The organism is Citrobacter sp. EC_71 (assembly GCF_019584005.1).
In the GTDB taxonomy this organism is placed as follows: domain Bacteria; phylum Pseudomonadota; class Gammaproteobacteria; order Enterobacterales; family Enterobacteriaceae; genus Citrobacter; species Citrobacter werkmanii.
The window spans coordinates 292,455-309,819 of the sequence record NZ_VDAY01000001.1 but is presented as its reverse complement, the minus strand read 5'-3'; the positions used below and the strand labels follow the sequence as shown (position 1 = coordinate 309,819).

At 47.5% G+C, this 17,365-nt stretch carries 16 protein-coding genes; 7 read left to right on the top strand and 9 right to left on the bottom strand.

The genetic code is table 11. From position 1 onward, the window contains the following. Window positions 1–175 precede the first annotated feature (175 nt). The 4 genes from FHD02_RS01400 to FHD02_RS01385 are packed head-to-tail and all read left to right on the top strand — an operon-like array spanning window position 176 to window position 4,180. Window positions 176–1,300: a glycosyltransferase family 4 protein gene (locus FHD02_RS01400; RefSeq protein WP_220393478.1), complete on the top strand. Its 1,125-nt coding sequence runs from the start codon at window positions 176–178 to the stop codon at window positions 1,298–1,300. Continuing rightward, window positions 1,293–2,090, top strand: coding sequence for a lipopolysaccharide core heptose(I) kinase RfaP (rfaP, locus tag FHD02_RS01395; RefSeq protein WP_137360302.1), 798 nt, complete (start codon window positions 1,293–1,295; stop codon window positions 2,088–2,090). Before FHD02_RS01400 ends, rfaP begins: the two co-directional genes overlap by 8 nt. 30 nt (window positions 2,091–2,120) lie before the next feature. After that, a complete protein-coding gene (locus tag FHD02_RS01390; RefSeq protein ID WP_137360301.1) occupies window positions 2,121–3,140 on the top strand; it encodes a glycosyltransferase in 1,020 nt (339 codons plus the stop codon). A 47-nt stretch (window positions 3,141–3,187) separates the two neighbouring features. Beyond that, the gene (locus tag FHD02_RS01385) at window positions 3,188–4,180 is read left to right on the top strand and encodes a glycosyltransferase (protein WP_137360300.1); all 993 of its coding nucleotides are present in this window, start codon (window positions 3,188–3,190) and stop codon (window positions 4,178–4,180) included. Window positions 4,181–4,207: 27 nt separating this feature from the next. Here FHD02_RS01385 and FHD02_RS01380 read toward each other — a convergent pair whose 3' ends face one another. The 7 genes from FHD02_RS01380 to rfaD are packed head-to-tail and all read right to left on the bottom strand — an operon-like array spanning window position 4,208 to window position 11,477. Beyond that, entirely contained in the window at window positions 4,208–5,152 is a 945-nt protein-coding gene (locus FHD02_RS01380; RefSeq protein WP_137370339.1) for a glycosyltransferase family 8 protein, read from the bottom strand. Further along, a complete protein-coding gene (gene rfaQ / locus FHD02_RS01375) occupies window positions 5,153–6,208 on the bottom strand; it encodes a lipopolysaccharide core heptosyltransferase RfaQ (protein ID WP_137361684.1) in 1,056 nt (351 codons plus the stop codon). It lies immediately after the preceding gene. 1 nt (window position 6,209) lies between these two features. Then, the gene (locus tag FHD02_RS01370; protein WP_137361683.1) at window positions 6,210–7,223 is read right to left on the bottom strand and encodes a glycosyltransferase family 2 protein; all 1,014 of its coding nucleotides are present in this window, start codon (window positions 7,221–7,223) and stop codon (window positions 6,210–6,212) included. Beyond that, a complete protein-coding gene (locus tag FHD02_RS01365) occupies window positions 7,220–8,500 on the bottom strand; it encodes an O-antigen ligase (protein WP_220393477.1) in 1,281 nt (426 codons plus the stop codon). Before FHD02_RS01365 ends, FHD02_RS01370 begins: the two co-directional genes overlap by 4 nt. Before the next feature lie 16 nt (window positions 8,501–8,516). After that, on the bottom strand, window positions 8,517–9,485 hold the full coding sequence (gene rfaC / locus FHD02_RS01360; RefSeq protein ID WP_137349135.1) for a lipopolysaccharide heptosyltransferase RfaC: 969 nt from the start codon (window positions 9,483–9,485) through the stop codon (window positions 8,517–8,519). Between the two features lie 3 nt (window positions 9,486–9,488). Further along, window positions 9,489–10,535: an ADP-heptose--LPS heptosyltransferase RfaF gene (rfaF, locus tag FHD02_RS01355; RefSeq protein ID WP_137361681.1), complete on the bottom strand. Its 1,047-nt coding sequence runs from the start codon at window positions 10,533–10,535 to the stop codon at window positions 9,489–9,491. Window positions 10,536–10,544: 9 nt separating this feature from the next. Next, window positions 10,545–11,477, bottom strand: a complete 933-nt coding sequence (rfaD, locus tag FHD02_RS01350; protein WP_003827312.1) for an ADP-glyceromanno-heptose 6-epimerase — start codon at window positions 11,475–11,477, stop codon at window positions 10,545–10,547. Between the two features lie 214 nt (window positions 11,478–11,691). On the opposite strand from rfaD, the gene kbl reads away from it, so the two are divergent. The 3 genes from kbl (at window position 11,692) to FHD02_RS01335 (ending at window position 15,153) form a co-directional block, all read left to right on the top strand. Further along, a complete protein-coding gene (kbl, locus tag FHD02_RS01345; RefSeq protein WP_220393476.1) occupies window positions 11,692–12,888 on the top strand; it encodes a glycine C-acetyltransferase in 1,197 nt (398 codons plus the stop codon). Window positions 12,889–12,897: 9 nt separating this feature from the next. Next, window positions 12,898–13,923 (top strand): L-threonine 3-dehydrogenase, encoded by a 1,026-nt coding sequence (tdh, locus tag FHD02_RS01340; protein ID WP_005120462.1) that lies wholly within the window; start codon window positions 12,898–12,900, stop codon window positions 13,921–13,923. Window positions 13,924–14,115: 192 nt separating this feature from the next. Beyond that, window positions 14,116–15,153 carry a glycosyltransferase gene (locus FHD02_RS01335; RefSeq protein WP_220393475.1) on the top strand — a complete coding sequence of 346 codons (1,038 nt, stop codon included), beginning with the start codon at window positions 14,116–14,118 and terminating at the stop codon, window positions 15,151–15,153. On the opposite strand, the gene FHD02_RS01330 is transcribed toward FHD02_RS01335, so the two are convergent. Together FHD02_RS01330 and envC are read right to left on the bottom strand one after the other, a co-directional pair. Then, entirely contained in the window at window positions 15,154–16,074 is a 921-nt protein-coding gene (locus FHD02_RS01330) for a divergent polysaccharide deacetylase family protein (protein WP_220393474.1), read from the bottom strand. A gap of 3 nt (window positions 16,075–16,077) precedes the next feature. Beyond that, window positions 16,078–17,337: a murein hydrolase activator EnvC gene (gene envC / locus FHD02_RS01325; RefSeq protein WP_233639320.1), complete on the bottom strand. Its 1,260-nt coding sequence runs from the start codon at window positions 17,335–17,337 to the stop codon at window positions 16,078–16,080. Between the last annotated feature and the right edge of the window lie 28 nt (window positions 17,338–17,365).

Genomic DNA, 17,365 nt, shown 5'->3' with positions numbered 1-17,365 from the left:
GATTTATTTCTTTATTTTGTTCAAAAATTATTCGTTTCGGAATGCGTGATAATAAATGATATACTACTGCGCAATTTCAGGTAGCTAGCCGGCAGAAACATTTCGAAAACATGGGCGGTAAACTTTGGATGTATCAGACCTGCTATGCCTGGCGACGCGATGCGGATATTAATGCATGAATATTGCTTTTTGTTTGTACAAGTATTTCCCCTATGGTGGGTTACAGCGTGATTTTCTGCGAGTAGCGCTCACGGTTGCTGCACGAGGTCATCATGTCCAGGTGTTTACCCAGTCATGGCAGGGCGAACGTCCGGAAGGACTGGAAATTATACTCGTACCCGTCACAGCCAGAACTAACCATGGGAAAAACGAGCAATATTATCAGTGGGTTCAAAATTATTTAAGCCAGCATCCCGTCGATCGTATCGTTGGTTTTAATAAAATGCCAGGGCTGGATGTGTATTACGCCGCCGACGTTTGTTATGCGGAAAAGGTCGCTCGCGAGAAGGGCTTCTTCTATAAGTTGACGCGTCGGTATCGACACTACTCTGCATTTGAAAAAGCGACGTTTCAACAAGGTTCCAGCACCACGCTTTTGATGTTAACTGATAAGCAAATTGGTGATTTCAAACTCCATTATCATACGGAGAGCCAGCGTTTTCGTATTCTGCCGCCAGGTATCTACCCAGACAGAAAATACAGTCTGCAACCTGAAAACAGCAGGAAGATTGTCAGGGAAAAGAATGGTATTGGTCTCGATCAGTTCCTGCTTTTGCAGGTCGGCTCCGATTTCAAACGCAAAGGTGTGCCAAGAAGCTTACAGGCGTTGGCTTCTTTACCTGAGACTATACGTCACCGTACTCAGTTGATGGTTGTTGGTCAGGATAAGGCCGATCGTTATCGTGCTCAGGCCCGCCAATTGGGAATTGAAGAGCAAGTGCAATTCTTCTCGGGGCGAGATGATGTCGCTGAATTGATGTCCGCTGCCGATTTATTGCTTCACCCGGCAGTTCAGGAAGCCGCTGGTATCGTCTTGCTAGAAGCCGTAGTTGCCGGGCTGCCAGTATTAACCACTGAGGTATGCGGCTATGCAGGTTATATCAGTGCCGCCCAATGCGGCGTGGTGATCCCTGAACCTTTTGCGCAGGATAATTTGAATACAGCACTTTTCAATGCGCTGCAAAATAATGAGCAGAGAAGTCGTTGGGCTGGAAATGCGCGACATTTTGCTGATACAGAGGATCTCTACAGCCTGGCAGATAAAGCTGCAGATATCATTTTAGGTCTCGAAAATGATTGAATTAAAAGAACCATTTGCCACGCAATGGCAAGGAAAAGACCCGTTCACGGAAGTCACTAAGCTGGATGGCGAGGTTTTTCGCGCTCTGGAAACTCGGCGTACCCTGCGTTTTGAGATGATGGGAAAAGGTTACTTTCTTAAATACCATCATGGGACCACGCTTAAAGAAGTGGTGAAGAACCTGATTTCTCTGCGCATGCCTGTGCTTGGCGCGGACCGGGAGTGGCTGGCGATTCACCGTTTGCAAGCACTGAATGTGGATACAATGACGGGTGTTGCTTTTGGACAGAAGGGGCTGAATCCGTTAGAGCGAACCTCATTTATTATTACTGAGGATCTTTCTCCTGCCATCAGCCTTGAAGATTTTTGCGCCAACTGGGGCGTTGAACGGCCCGATTTTGTATTAAAACGAACCATTATTACCCGCGTGGCGGAAATGGTGGGTAAAATGCATCGAGGTGGGGTAAATCATCGGGATTGTTATATCTGCCATTTCCTGCTCCAACAGCCGATGCCAGCAGATGTTGCGGAGATCAAACTCTCTGTGATTGATCTACATCGTGCACAAATACGTCAGCAGGTACCACGTCGCTGGCGGGATAAAGATTTGATCGGGCTCTATTTCTCCTCACTGGAGATTGGGCTAACGTCCAGAGATATCTACCGTTTTTTACGTGTCTATTTTTCGATGCCATTGCGTGAAATCTTTCGTCAGGAAGTCAGGTTGTTTGAACAGGCTGTCACAAAAGCGCAAAAAATAAGACAAAGAACAATAAGAAAAGCGCTATAAATTACACATGAAGTTTGAGGCTGTTTTATTATGAACATCGATTTCCAGAAGTTGATCATTCAAAAACATATCATCGACAGCTCGACGCATGACAAGAGTAAAAAACTAAGCGTTGCGTATGGTGTCGATCGTAATTTTTTGTTTGGATCCGGCATTTCTATGACCTCATTATTAGTGAATAATCCTGATATTGATATCCATTTTTATATCGCCACTGACTATCTCGATGACGACTATCTGGAAAGCATAAAACGCCTAATGCAAATGTACAGTACGACAGTGACTGTCCTTGTTTTCGATAATGCGGCCTTTCGTGAACTGCCGAGCACGAAAGCCTGGACTGATGCAATGTACTATCGTTACTTTGCATTTGAATATTTAAGCACCGAATTAAGCTCGGTACTGTATCTGGATGCCGATGTCATTTGTAAAGGTTCTCTACGGGAACTTACAGAGATTAATTTCTGTGGGGAATATGCAGCTGTCATTAATGATGTTGATGAAGTGCGAATTAAATCCGGTACCAGACTTGGTATCCCTGACCTGAGTAAGGGGTATTTTAATTCGGGTGTTGTATTTGCGAATCTCAAAGTATGGCGTGAGCAGCAGTTGTTAACCAAAACATTTTCTATATTAGACAAACGCCAAAAAGAATTACTTTATTTCGATCAGGACGTACTCAATATTTTATTTGTCGGAAATGTTATTTTCCTGAGAAGAGACTTTAACTGTATTTATGAAGTCGATCGGGAACTCAAAAATAAAAACGATAAAACTTATCAGGATTTCATTACCGACGATACGGTATTAATTCACTATGCTGGCGTCACTAAACCATGGCATTCATGGGCCAAGTATCCGGTGGCTAAATTTTTTATTGAAGCATATCAGAAATCCGCATGGGCAGAAAAGTCTCTGTTAAACGCAAATACAGCTAAGTTGTATAAATGTAAGTCACGACATGAAAGAGTGCAGCGAAAATATATCCGCTCTGTGCTAAGTCATGTTATGTATATAAAAAATAAGTTACATAGCTCTAAGGCACATTGAATTTATAAATAGTAACTTATTGATAATAAATTAAATAGGTGTAGCGAATGAACTTTGATTGTCATCAGTCTATAAAAAATATCCTTGACTTTAATCAAGCGCCATCTGAACAACAAACACAGCTCAATATCGCCTGGGGTGTGGACAAAAACTTTATGTTTGGCGCTGCAATCTCGATGACATCGGTGCTATTGCATAATAAAGATCTGAATATTCATTTTCACCTTTTTACCGATTATATTGATGCTGATTACCAGCAACGCATTGCGAAATTAGCAGGGCAATTTGCAACTAACATCTCAATTTACATTATGGATGCTAATGGGTTAAAAATATTGCCTAGTGGTAATGCCTGGTCGCATGCAATGTACTTTAGATTCATTGCCTTTGAATATCTTGCTGAGAAAATAAATTCGCTTTTATACATTGATGCGGATGTGATTTGCAAAGGTTCACTTGACGAGCTAACCCAAATTGATCTTGGTGAGTATGTTGCTGCTGTAATTACTGATGTTGATGATAGCCCTGCCAGAGATATTGAAGAAAATAGGGATTATTTCAATTCTGGTGTCATTTTTGCAAATCTTAAAAAGTGGAAAGAACAAAATTTCATCAACGCAGCCTTTGATATCTTATTGGATAAAAACAATAAGCTTTCATTCCCAGATCAGGATGTTTTGAATATTCTCTTCTTAAAGAAAGTGATCTTTCTGGAAAGAAGGTTTAATGCTATTTACGGCATAAAACAAGAGCTAAAAAGCAAAGATCTTGCAAAATATAAAGAATATATAACATCCGATACTATTCTAATCCATTATGTCGGTGTGACTAAGCCGTGGAACTCTTGGGCAAACTATCCTTCGGCACAGTACTTTGTTGAAGCGTGGAAGGCTTCTCCATGGGCAGATGTTCCTTTGTTACCAGCCAGAACACCAAAGCAATATAAAAAGAAATCACGGCATGAACGGTTACAAGGAAAATATTTTGCTTCAGTAATTAGCTATATCGGCTATTTACGTGCAAAGTTACAAAGCAAGTAAAAAAACTCCCGAAAGGGAGTTTTTTATTTAACGTAGTTTTGTCTTGAGATATTTCATATACCATTTGATAGAAGCGCAGTAATTTCCCCTTTTAGCTTCCTGACGCGAGTAGACCCGATAATCAGTAGGTCTCATGCGTGGAGCGTAGGAACGCATTTCTGTATACCGCCATGGTGTGAAATGATGGTAGAAGAGGTAAAGTTGTTGTGAAAGCCCGGTGTGTTCTTTGTACCAAGGCTTTCTTCCGCCGGTGAAATGGATAATGCGGGGCAGAGTATCTTTTTGATAGAAGAAACACTCTTTTTGTTGGTCGTTAAACCAATTAAATAAAAAATTCCATCGATTATCAATGAATTTTACGTTGCCATCCATTGCAATGTTCAAGGCATCTTGATCCGGATAGGGAAGACTTTCCCCTCGATCAAATAAAATCTGATTGGCTTTTATTTCAATATCATTTTTAAGCCAGTTTTTTATGTTTATGTACAGAAATCCGGAGTTAAAATAAGAAGAGGTGCTAAGTTTCAAGCGTTTCGCATTTTTATTATCATTGTTATTTAACGAATCATGACTGGCAGCACAAATTACTTCACTAATATCAATGCTATTAATTTCATGGATTTTATCGAAGCACAGAGTATCAGCATCTAAATAGATAAAATGCTCTACTTTATCTTTAAGCAGACGCGGTACGGTCAGCCTCATATAAATAGAGCGATTCAGGTGTTTGATTGCAAAGTCATTGTTATACTTTTCAATCTCCTTTTTATCAATATTGATAACCTGAATTTTATCAGTGGTTGAACACAGTTTATTAATTTCGTCGTCTGAGACATCATAGACAAAGACGAAAAATGACAGTTCTTGTCCTGGGTTGTTCATTATGACGGACATAATGGACACAGCTACATATTCCAGATAATTAGCATCTGTACAGTAAGCAATATTAATAACGTTATTTTTGTTGTCCATTTATGCTTTCTCATTACCTTTAACATGGCTACTATCATGAAGTACCCTATCGATAGCGTCAATCACGGCTTGTTCCGGTATCCATGTTAAATATTTTTTTGACCTGTCGAGTTCATTTCTGGAAGGCATTGGATGGTAATCGCCAGCCCAAATCAACACGGCGTTATCTGACCATGGTCTCCATTGCTGATAATTGGTCGCGCCAAACAGACAGACCTGAGGTGTTCCTAATGCTGCAGCCATATGCATAGGCGCAGAATCGACCCCGATGTAAAGAACGGCATGGTCGATTAACGCAGCCAACTGCAGGAAGGTTGTTTTACCAGCTAGCGTCAGGTCAGGGGAAGATTGACACAATTCGGCAATGCGCTGGACTTGCTGCTGTTCACTTTGTGCTGGCCCACAGGTAAGGTAAACATGCAGGCCACGCTGATGCAAATGGTCAATCACATGGGCAAATTTATCATCATCCCAACATTTAAATTCTTGTCTGGCAGTAGGTTGAATCACGACATATTTTTGTGAAGGTAATGCCGGAAGTTGGGAAACCAAATAGTGGTAATCATCCTGCCGATAGTGTAGTGACATCTCTTTTTTCAGATCTGCTTCGCTAAACCCAATGCCCTTCAGAATGGAGAGATTTTGTTCAACTATGTGCGTCCCGGTCAGCGGTGCAACCTGAGAAAAAAGATTGTTCCATTGTTTCTTATCACGCTCAAATGCAATTGACGGGCGACGTAAGGAAGCAATAAGAGCGCCAATCGGCCATTGCTCGGTTAGGTTAACGATCAGGTCATAGTGATTTTTTTTCAGCTGTTGACGCACTGAAAGATAATTTTTTACTGTATCTAAAAGGCCTTTCTTTTTCTCAATGAGATAAAAATCATTGATACTTTCATTTGCTGCCAAAATTGATTTTGTATCCTTATAAAGAAGCAGATCGATTTTAGCATGAGGATAACGAGCCTGAATGCTGGCAATAACAGGTGTTGTTAACAGAACATCCCCATAAAATTTGAGCTTGCAAATAAGAACACGGTCGACTTTATCAAACATGTTAAAATCCCTTTCGAAAAAATAAACTTTTGCAGGCGGATAGTATCTTATATCTAATTTCAGAAATTGAGCGATCGATATGCGGATATTTCATCTTAAGGATTATTTTGTTCTTAACGATTTTTGTATCGCAGCATGCATGTGCATTCTGAATGTCATTTAACATACTTTCGTTATAACGATAGTAGCCTTTCTTCTTGCGTAAAAGTTTGCGGCCTTCCAGGAAACAATTGATAATCATTAACGTGGCAACGGTACGTTTAGCGTTATCTTCATTCACATAGTTATACATTTTTCGCATAGCAAAGAAGATACTGTCCGCATCGCTATCAATAATGTTCTCGGTAATGCTTTTGTCATTTAATCGATAGTAATAAAGCTTGTTCTCTATTTTTAAAATAGAACGACATTTGAAATACTGGAACGGGCAAAAAATGACATCTTCATAGCGACGATGTTCTTCAAATCGGTCCATACCAATCACGTCGCGGTGAAAAATTTTTGTCATGAGATGCCATTGCCCGGCACGAAAAGTTGGCAACAGGGGAGCATAGTTATCATCAGCCAAAATAATTTCGTGTTGAGCCAGGGTATTCTTTGCGCCAGGTTTATTCTGATACAGATTGTTTATATTTCGAGTTAAATTGAATTCCACAATATCATATTTTCCCTCCCTCAATTTAGGGAGGAGGATAGTGAAATAATCTGCACAGACAATGTCATCGCTGTCGACAAAACCAATATACTTTCCCGTTGCCTGGGTCAATCCGACGTTGCGGGTGATTGCAACACCTTGATTTTTCTGGCTTATATATTTTACATTGTTGCAGTTATGCTCATGATAAAATGCCTTGATGTGCTCTTCCGTTAAATCTGTTGAACCATCATTAACAATTATTATCTCCACCTCGTCAGTGATGCTCTGATGGATAGACGCCAACGTCGACGTGATAAATTCGGCATTGTTGTATGCAGGTATTATAATGCTCAATAAATAACCTGAAGCATTAGTCATGGCATTCTTCTCTCGTTGGATTGCGAGTTCAGCATTGCTGCTACACATAACGCCAGCACACTGCTCAAGGCTTCACCTTTGGCATACAATAATAAATCACTCAAGCCATAGATAGCGATAGCGCCTGAGATAACGAACAACAGAGGACTGCGTTGCCAGTAAGCTGTTAAAAACATGGCAGTATAGAGCAAGAGTAGCACAATCACCCCAGGGATGCCCTTCAGCGAGAAGGTATCAACGATTTCGTTATGGAGGTGGACGTTAAGGAAAACAAGCGCCCCTTGCAGAGAGGTATCTTGCACAGCAAGTTGCTGAATTTCTGCCCCACGTTGTTCAAGTGACTGCCCCCCGAGATGTACTTTCCCTGACTCAATACCTGCGCGTTGCATTGCAAGCCGCGCGCCAATAGAGGTTTTACTATTGTTCTGGTTGTAAGAGTGCACATCCCGCATAAAATTTTGGTAGCGATGTTCAAGTACTGGCTTTAAAGGGATGGCCGCCAGACCTATCAGTATCACGAAGCCCAATAATGCTTTAAACAACATGGTACGGTTGTGGCGATGATGCATGAGAAACAGGACGATACTCAGGATCGGGTATACCAAAATCGCCGCCCGGGTTTGCGTGGTAATGATAACCGCCAGCGAGATCAAAAAATGTAACAGATACAGTGAAACGGTATGTTTCATACGCAGGTTGATAATGGCTTGAGATGCCAATAAGCTAATCAATGTCAGCGCATAAGCGGTACCAGTTTGGCGCTCAAAACCAAGTGCTACGCGGTATTTTAAAGGTTCAGTTGCTCCGGCAAGTTGATATCCCGCGAAAAGGTACAAGCCGATTGCTGTAACAATCACCCAGACACTGGTGATGCGGGCTTTATTGGCACACGGCGCTCGCGATGTTAGCGCGGTCATCACCAGTGCGGCAAAAAGCATTACTTTGCCACCGTTCTGGTATGAGCGGTAGGCTCCGGTAAAGGCTGAGCCTGGTTGTTTAAATATTTCTACCCAAAAAATCTGCAGCAAACCGAAGAGCAGCAACATACAAGGCAAAACCAGATTCTTTTTGTTACTGCATACATGCTTTAAGTTTTTACCTATAAGAGGCAGAGACAGAGCCGTGGAAAAAATAAATATCTTCAGTGCTTCATCCGGATTGACCAGTATCATCCCTAAAGTAGCAAGTATCCCGACATAAAATAAGAAGTATATAAAATCAAATGGATTATTTTTTATACTATATATAAAGCGAGAAAACATGTGTTGGTGAAGCATGGTTCATCTCTTAAAGTTAAAGCAAATTATTATCAACCAGCGATGCGTTGACTAAACTAGCATCCAGATCCTGCAATTTTCCGGAATGGCTCTGTTGTGTATATTGGTTTTTCCCATATCCCCCAATCAATCCCGGATCCGTTGGGCCATACAGCGTTATATTGGGGCGATCCAATGCGGCGGTTAAATGGCTCAGGCCTGTATCAACCGACACGACAAATTTAGCCCCCGCCAGAACGCGGGCGACCTCCTCCAGACTCATCCGTGGCAGGACATCAACATAAGTAAACCCTTCCGCCAGTCGCTTGGCACGCGCTTCTTCATGCGCGGCTCCCCAGGGCAGTTTAATGCGTATGCCTGCATTGTTTAACAGGCCAATCAGCTCCCGCCAGTTGGCTTCCGGCCAGTGCTTATCATCACGGGTCGTGGCATGCAGAAACACCGCATACTGCGCTGTATCAGCATTTACTTCCGTCAAAAAATGCTGAGCGATAGCGTAATCACCCTGCGATTGCGGTTTGGTATATCCCAGACTTTTTGCGAACAATTCACGCGTACGTTCTACGGCGTGCTGTTGCCTGGCAATATGGTGCTTGCGATTATAAAACAGGCTCGCCAGCGGTTCACGGGCCGTGCTCCAGTCCATACCATGCTTGATCCCGTGTGCCAGACGGGTAACCAGCGCCGCGCTTTTTACCAGCCCCTGGGCATCAATTATCGCGTCATACTGCTGTAAACGGACGGCATCGCGAAACGCTTTACGCTCGGCTTTGATCGGCGCGGAAAACCACGCTTTACGCCAGCGGCGGATCGCCACCGGTATCACGCGGTCAACGGCCGAATGCCAGGAGGGGATCTGAGCGAACCCTTCTTCCACCACCCAGTCAAAGTGAATATCCGGTATGGCCTGCTGCGCATCGGTTAATGCGGGCAACGTATGCAGCACATCGCCCATAGACGATGTTTTAACGATCAGAACCCGCATCCGTCAGGCTTCCTCTTGTAACAACAGGTCATTCAGTTCTTCCAGTACGCGCTGAGGAGTGATGTCGATCAGGCTCTGGTGATAACCTTCTGCTGCATCGCCCTTGCGCACCTTGTGGTAGCCCGTAATCAGGCGGATGACTCGCGCTTTGTGCGACAACGGCGGGGTAAAGTCCGGACTACTTGGACCATACAATGCTACCAGAGGTCGATTCAACGCGGCGGCAACGTGCATTAATCCAGAATCATTGGTGACAACCGCTTTGCAGGCGGCGAGAAGAATGACCGCCTGCTCCAGCTGTGTCTCACCCGCCAGATTACGGCACCAGGCCTGCTGTTCAAGGCTCAGCGTAGCGAGGATCTCATTTCCGGCTTCGTGGTCTTTTGCCGAGCCAAACAGCACAATCTGATGACCTTCATCGATCAATTGTTTCGCCAGTTCCGCATAGTGATAATGTGGCCAGCGTTTCGCCGGACCAAATTCCGCACCTGGGCAAAAACCGATGATCGGACGTTCGGCAGAAAGCGAAAACTGACTACAGGTCAGAGATTTTTCACCTTCGCTGACCTGCAACTGCGGCCATAGCAGAGGCTGCGGCAAATCTTTGGCCGTCAGCATCACGCCTTTATCATAGGCCAGAGCCACATAGCGCTCGACCATCAACGGCCATGCTTCTTTATCCAACACCCGCGCATCGTTTAGGAGGCCGTAGCGCATCTCTCCACGCCAGCCGGTACGATGGGGAATGCCAGCAAAAAAGGGCACCAGAGCGGATTTAAAAGAGTTGGGTAGCACCCAGGCGCGATCATAGCGTTTCTCACGCAGGCTATGACCGAGCTTACGGCGTTCGCCGATTTCCAGCGCGCCGTGTCCCAGCGGCATGGCGATGGCTTCGTTGACTTCAGGCATACGCGACAGCAGCGGACGGCACCACGCCGGTGCCATCACGTCGATTATCGCCTGGGGATAGCGCGCCTTGAGCGTGCGATAGAGACTTTGCGACATCATCATGTCGCCCACCCATGACGGGCCGATCACCAGTATTTTCATGCTAACTTCTTACGCGTCGCGGTTCAGCCAGGCCATATATTCCGTTACGCCTTCGGCAACGGTCTTAAACGGCTTGTCATAGCCCGCTGCGCGCAGGTTAGTCAGATCTGCCTGGGTAAACGCCTGATAACGACCTTTCAGTTTTTCCGGGAATGGAATGTACTCAATGCTACCTTTTTTATGGTACGCCAGCGTTGCGTCGGCAACGGCCTGGAAAGATTCCGCGCGACCGGTACCGAGGTTAAAGATGCCGGAAACCCCATTTTCGAGGAACCACAGATTTACCGCCGCCACATCGCCAACATAAACGAAATCACGTTTGAAGTTTTCACTGCCTTCGAACAGTTTTGGTGTTTCGCCATTGTTAAGCTGGGTGTTGAGGTGGAAAGCGACGCTTGCCATGCTGCCTTTGTGGCCTTCACGCGGTCCGTAGACGTTGAAATAGCGGAAGCCAACAATCTGAGAGTTGGCTTCTGGCAGGATCTGGCGCACGTATTCGTCGAACAGGAATTTTGAGTAGCCATAGACGTTCAGTGGTTTCTCATATTCACGGGATTCGATGAAATCAGATGTACGACCGCCGTAAGTCGCGGCGGAAGAGGCGTACAGGAACGGAATTTCACGCTCCAGGCAGTAGTGCAGCAGCTCTTTGGAGTATTGATAATTGTTATCCATCATATACTTGCCATCCCACTCGGTGGTGGAGGAGCATGCGCCTTCGTGGAAAATCGCTTCGATATCGCCGAAATCTTCGCCAGCCATAATCTGGATCAGGAAGTCTTCCTTATCCATGTAGTCAGCAATATTCAGGTCCACCAGGTTAACAAATTTAGTGCCGTCTTTCAGGTTGTCCACCACCAGAATATCGGTGATGCCTTTATCATTCAGGGACTTAACGATGTTGCTGCCGATAAAGCCCGCGCCGCCGGTAACGATGATCATAAATGTAACCTTCGAATTATGGAGTCAGAGACAATCTCAGACACGAATACTTCTATCATATCACTACATGGTCCAGGCTTCAGCCATTCACCGATAAGCTGTGCGGGTACGCGTGATTTATGCTTCATTTTGAAGAAGTGATGATGCGTCATCTCGTATCAATGTATAGCTTTGGGTAATATGTGCTGAAATTTGCCCAGTCTGGAGAATTGAAATGCGTAGGGATTTTTACAAACAGTTAACCAACGATCTCGAAACCGCACGTGCGGAAGGATTGTTTAAAGAAGAGCGCATTATTACATCTGCCCAGCAGGCGGATATCACCGTGGCAGACGGAAGCCACGTCATTAACTTTTGTGCGAACAATTATTTGGGGCTGGCTAACCACCTGGAACTGATTGCAGCGGCAAAAGCGGGTATGGATTCTCACGGGTTTGGCATGGCTTCGGTACGCTTTATTTGCGGGACCCAGGACAGCCATAAGCAACTGGAGCAAAAACTGGCGGCTTTCCTCGGTATGGAAGATGCCATCCTTTACTCTTCCTGCTTTGACGCCAACGGCGGCCTGTTTGAAACGCTGTTGGGTGCAGAAGACGCGATCATCTCCGATGCCCTGAACCACGCTTCAATCATTGACGGCGTTCGTCTGTGTAAAGCAAAGCGTTTCCGTTACGCCAACAACGACATGGTCGAGCTGGAAGCGCGTCTGAAAGAAGCGCGTGAAGCGGGGGCCCGTCATATCCTGATCGCCACCGATGGCGTGTTCTCTATGGATGGCGTGATCGCTAACCTGAAAGGCGTCTGCGATCTGGCGGATAAGTACGATGCGCTGGTGATGGTCGATGATTCCCATGCGGTTGGCTTCGTCGGCGAAAATGGCCGTGGTTCGCATGAATACTGTGATGTGATGGGCCGCGTCGACATCATCACCGGCACGCTGGGCAAAGCGCTTGGCGGCGCATCCGGCGGCTATACCGCAGCGCGTAAGGAAGTAGTGGAGTGGCTGCGCCAGCGTTCACGTCCGTATCTGTTCTCCAACTCACTGGCTCCGGCGATTGTGGCTGCTTCCATTAAAGTGCTGGAAATGGTCGAGGAAGGTAGCGAACTGCGCGATCGCCTGTGGGCGAACGCGCGGCAGTTCCGCGAGCAAATGTCTGCCGCAGGCTTTACGTTAGCCGGTGCGGACCACGCGATTATCCCGGTTATGCTGGGTGATGCGGTGGTGGCGCAGAAGTTTGCCCGTGAACTGCAAAAAGAGGGGATTTACGTTACTGGATTCTTCTATCCAGTGGTTCCAAAAGGCCAGGCGCGTATCCGTACTCAGATGTCTGCAGCGCATACCCCTGAGCAGATTACGCGTGCTGTTGAGGCGTTCACACGCATTGGTAAACAACTGGGCGTTATTGCCTGAGGATGTGAAATGAAAGCGTTATCCAAACTGAAAGCGGAAGAGGGCATTTGGATGACCGACGTTCCTGAACCGGAAGTCGGCCATAACGATTTGCTGATTAAAATCCGTAAAACAGCCATCTGCGGGACTGACGTTCACATTTATAACTGGGATGAGTGGTCGCAAAAAACCATCCCGGTTCCGATGGTCGTGGGGCATGAATATGTCGGCGAAGTTGTTGGCATCGGTCAGGAAGTTAAAGGCTTTAAAATCGGCGATCGCGTTTCTGGCGAAGGCCATATCACCTGCGGGCATTGCCGTAACTGCCGCGGTGGGCGTACGCACCTGTGTCGCAATACGACCGGTGTCGGTGTAAACCGTCCTGGTTGTTTTGCACAATACCTGGTGATCCCGGCATTTAACGCGTTTAAAATTCCGGACAATATCTCCGATGATCTGGCGTCTATCTTCGATCCGTTCGGTAATGCGGTACACACGGCGCTGTCGTTCGATCTGGTGGGTGAAGATGTGCTGGTATCCGGCGCGGGTCCAATCGGTATTATGGCGGCGGCGGTCGCGAAGCACGTTGGCGCACGCCACGTGGTGATCACCGACGTGAATGAGTATCGTCTTGAGCTGGCACGCAAAATGGGCATCACCCGTGCGGTCAACGTATCGAAAGAGAATTTGACCGACGTGATGGCTGAGCTGGGTATGACCGAAGGGTTTGATGTAGGTCTGGAGATGTCCGGCGCGCCGCCAGCGTTTCGCACCATGCTGGACACCATGAACCACGGTGGCCGTATTGCTATGCTGGGGATCCCACCGTCAGATATGTCCATCGACTGGACTAAAGTTATCTTTAAGGGGCTGTTTATTAAAGGTATCTACGGTCGTGAGATGTTTGAAACCTGGTACAAAATGGCTGCACTGATTCAGTCTGGTCTGGATTTGTCGCCAATCATCACTCATCGATTCTCCATCGATGAATTCCAGCAAGGCTTTGACGCGATGCGTTCAGGCCAGTCAGGGAAAGTGATCCTGAGCTGGGATTAACCGTATCCACGTAGTGGATTCTGTATGTAATCCCCGGATGTTGACTATCGTTAACTCTCCGGGGATTTTTTTGTTTGCTGCGCTCACTCGTCCGGCGCATTTTCCGCTAAAGTTTTGAGAAATTTTCTCTGAAGATTTACCGCTAAATATGTTAGAAATTGCCGTTAATTATACTGTTTGGCAGGATTTGATATGACCTATACCCCCGGCCTATTGAGCGTCATTATGCCGCTTTACAATACGGGTGAACCATTCATTGCGTGTATGGATTCGCTGATTGCGCAAACGTGGAAAAATCTGGAGATCATCATTGTTAATGATGGCTCTACGGATAACTCTGCGCAGCTCGCACAGGCGTATGTGGATCGTTATCCGCATGTTCATCTACTGCATCAGCGGAACGGGGGAGTCTCAGCGGCGCGTAATACCGGCATGGAAGTCGCCAGGGGCGAGTACATCGCTTATGTTGACGGTGATGATATTGCTTATCCGGAAATGTATGAAACGTTGATGAATATGGCGCTGCAGGACAATCTGGATGTGGCGCAGTGCAATGCCGATTGGTGTATTGCGGAGACGGGGCATACATGGGCATCTATTCCTACCGATCGTATACGTTCTACTGACGTGATGACCGGACCGGACTGGTTAAGAAAAGCGTTAGCCAGCCGCCGCTGGCGGCATGTCGTCTGGATGGGCGTATACCGTCATCAGACGATCCGCGACGCAGGGCTGACCTTCCTGTCTGGCCTGCACCACCAGGATATCATCTGGACCACGGAATTTATGTTTAACGCCAAACGCGCGCGCTACACGGAAGTTCCATTGTACAAATACTTTCTGCACGGCGCGTCCGTGAGTCGTCTGCCGCGTACCGGGCTGAAGAACCTCGCCTATCAGCGCCATTACATTAAAATTACCCGCCTGCTCGACAAGATGAATCACGAGTACGCCGGGCGCATTCCCATTTACCCGGAATTCAAACAGCAGGTGATTTACGAAGCGCTACGCGTTTGTCATTGCATACGTAAAGAGCCGGATGAAAAAATCCGCCAGCGTATGATTGCTGAAGTATTTGTGTCGGGTATGTTCAAACGGATGGTAAGTAATATCTGCAGCGTTAAGCTGGGTTATCAGGTGCTGCTGTGGGCCATCCGTTTTAGCCAGTGGCGCGATAAATCACTGACGCCGCGCCGCCTTGCCCATTTAACGCTGGAACTTAACGACTGATTATTGCCAGCCCTGCCACTGCAGGCGCATATACTGCACCAGCGTGCTTTGGGTGATGCTTTCACCGAGTACGGTGAAGAATCGACTGGCGTAAATGGGTTCTAACGGCTGTTTCGGTTTGCACAATTTCACACCACGGAAAGGATTATGTGGTGCGCTGTTATTCGGCGGCGTGAGGTTGGGTCTGGAGGTATCGACCTGCGGTTCATTGAGCAGACTGCTCGGGCGAACCAGCGTAATATCGGCTGGCAGATTATAAAGCATCTGCTGTAATACTCGCACCGTGGAAGGGTGAGGGTGACCAATGGCGATTGCTGAGCCGTTGCGGCGTGCAAGATCGACGGCGCGAGTAAACTGACGACGAATGTCAGCTTCATTTTGTGTGTCATCCAGGAAGACTTTGCGTTTGATGACCTTCACACCGGTTCCTGACGCTGCGCGCATGGCCTGGCTGTTGCCGATAGTCATGCTGTCCAGAAAGTAGAGATCGTAACGCTCCAGCGCCTGCATCACCTTCTGCATGCCAAACAGGCTGGAAGTCATTGCGCTGCCCATATGGTTGTTCAGCCCCACGGCATTCGGCACTTTACTTACCGCGTCGCGAATAATGCGCTCAATCTCTTCGCTGCTCATTTCCGGGCGCAAAGTATCTTTCTCTAACGGTTGTTTGCTCAGCGGCGCCATCGGCAGATGGATTAACACTTCATGCCCGCTGTTATGCGCTTTAATCGCCATTTCACGCGCGTGTGGGGCATTAGGGAGAACGGCAACCGAGATGGTGGAAGGCATCGCCAGCACCTGGTTTTCAGTTTGTGGGCGATAGCCGAAATCATCAATGACGATGGCGAGTTTGCCAGCAAAAACAGGTGTTACGAAGGCCAGCACGCTGGCAAGAGAGAGTAATAGACGAAATTGAGGCAAAACTTATCTTCCCAACCACGGCTGTGGATTGACCGCCTGACCCTGGCGACGAATTTCGAAATAGAGTGCCGGCCTGCCCTGACCCCCGCTGCTACCCACAAGTGCAATAGGCTGCCCGGCGCGAACCTGCGTACCGACGCTGACCAGCGCGCTCTGGTTATAACCGTACAGGCTCATATCGCCTTTACCGTGCTCAACCACCACCACCAGGCCATAGCCCTGCAACCAGTCCGCCAGAATGACGCGACCATCGGCAATGGCTTTAACTTCGGTGCCTTCGGATGCGCCAATAACCATACCCTTCCAACGTAGCTCACCTTGCAGTTGTTCGCCATAACGATGCAGCGTTGGGCCACGAACGGGCCAGAATGCCTGGCCGCGCGGCGAACCCAAACCGCCGGTACGGGACATCAGTGATTTTTCGCTTTCGGTCGGCTTGTAGGTCGAGCCTTTTCGTGACGCATCCTTCTGCTTATCACGTACGGCCTGCGCCTCGCGCGCTTCACGTTCCGCGCGCGCTTTGGCCGCGGCTTCGGCGCGAGCAATGCTGTTGCGCAGACGGGATTCGTTAGCGCGCATTTCGCCCAGTTGCTGCTGGCCCTGTTGAATTGATGATTCCAGACCCGACAGTGTTTTCTGGCGTTCGTTACGCGCCTGCTCCAGCTTAGCCTGCTGAGCGCGTTGTTCGTACAGCAGGGTCTGCTGTTCGCTCTGCTTATCTTCCAGCTCGGCTTTTTGCGAGTCGACCTCTTCGCGGGTTTGTTTCAGCTGCGCGATAGTTTCTTGCCGCGCCTGGTTCAGGTAGCCGAAATAGGCCTGCAGGCGCTGTCCGCGCTGGCTTTCTTCGCCGCTGAGGATGAGCTGAATGCCGGTGTGTTCACCCTGGCGAAACGCGGCATCTAACTGTGCTGCCAGGCTGCGCTCTTGCGCTGCCCGCTGCTTTTCCAGCTTCGCGAGCGCGGCGTTCATCTCAGCGATTTGTGCGTTCAGCTGTGCCAGTGAGTTTTGTGTTTCGCGCAGTTGCCTTGCGGCGACGGCAATAGCCTGTTCCTGAGCTTTAAGCTGAGCGAGGAGAGTGGAACGTTGTTGTTGCTGTTGGCGTACCGCGCGTTCTTTTGCCGCGATATCGGCCTGAATAGATTTGAGCTGATCGCGTTCGTCCGCGTGGGCGGAAAAGGCGCACAGCAATACGCCAGCGCTAAGCGCGCTGGCGTAGAACAAGGGCCTGACTGAAAACTTTGGCAGTTTCACGGCCCGAGTGATGGTATTAATCGCCTTTCCCCTCATGGGG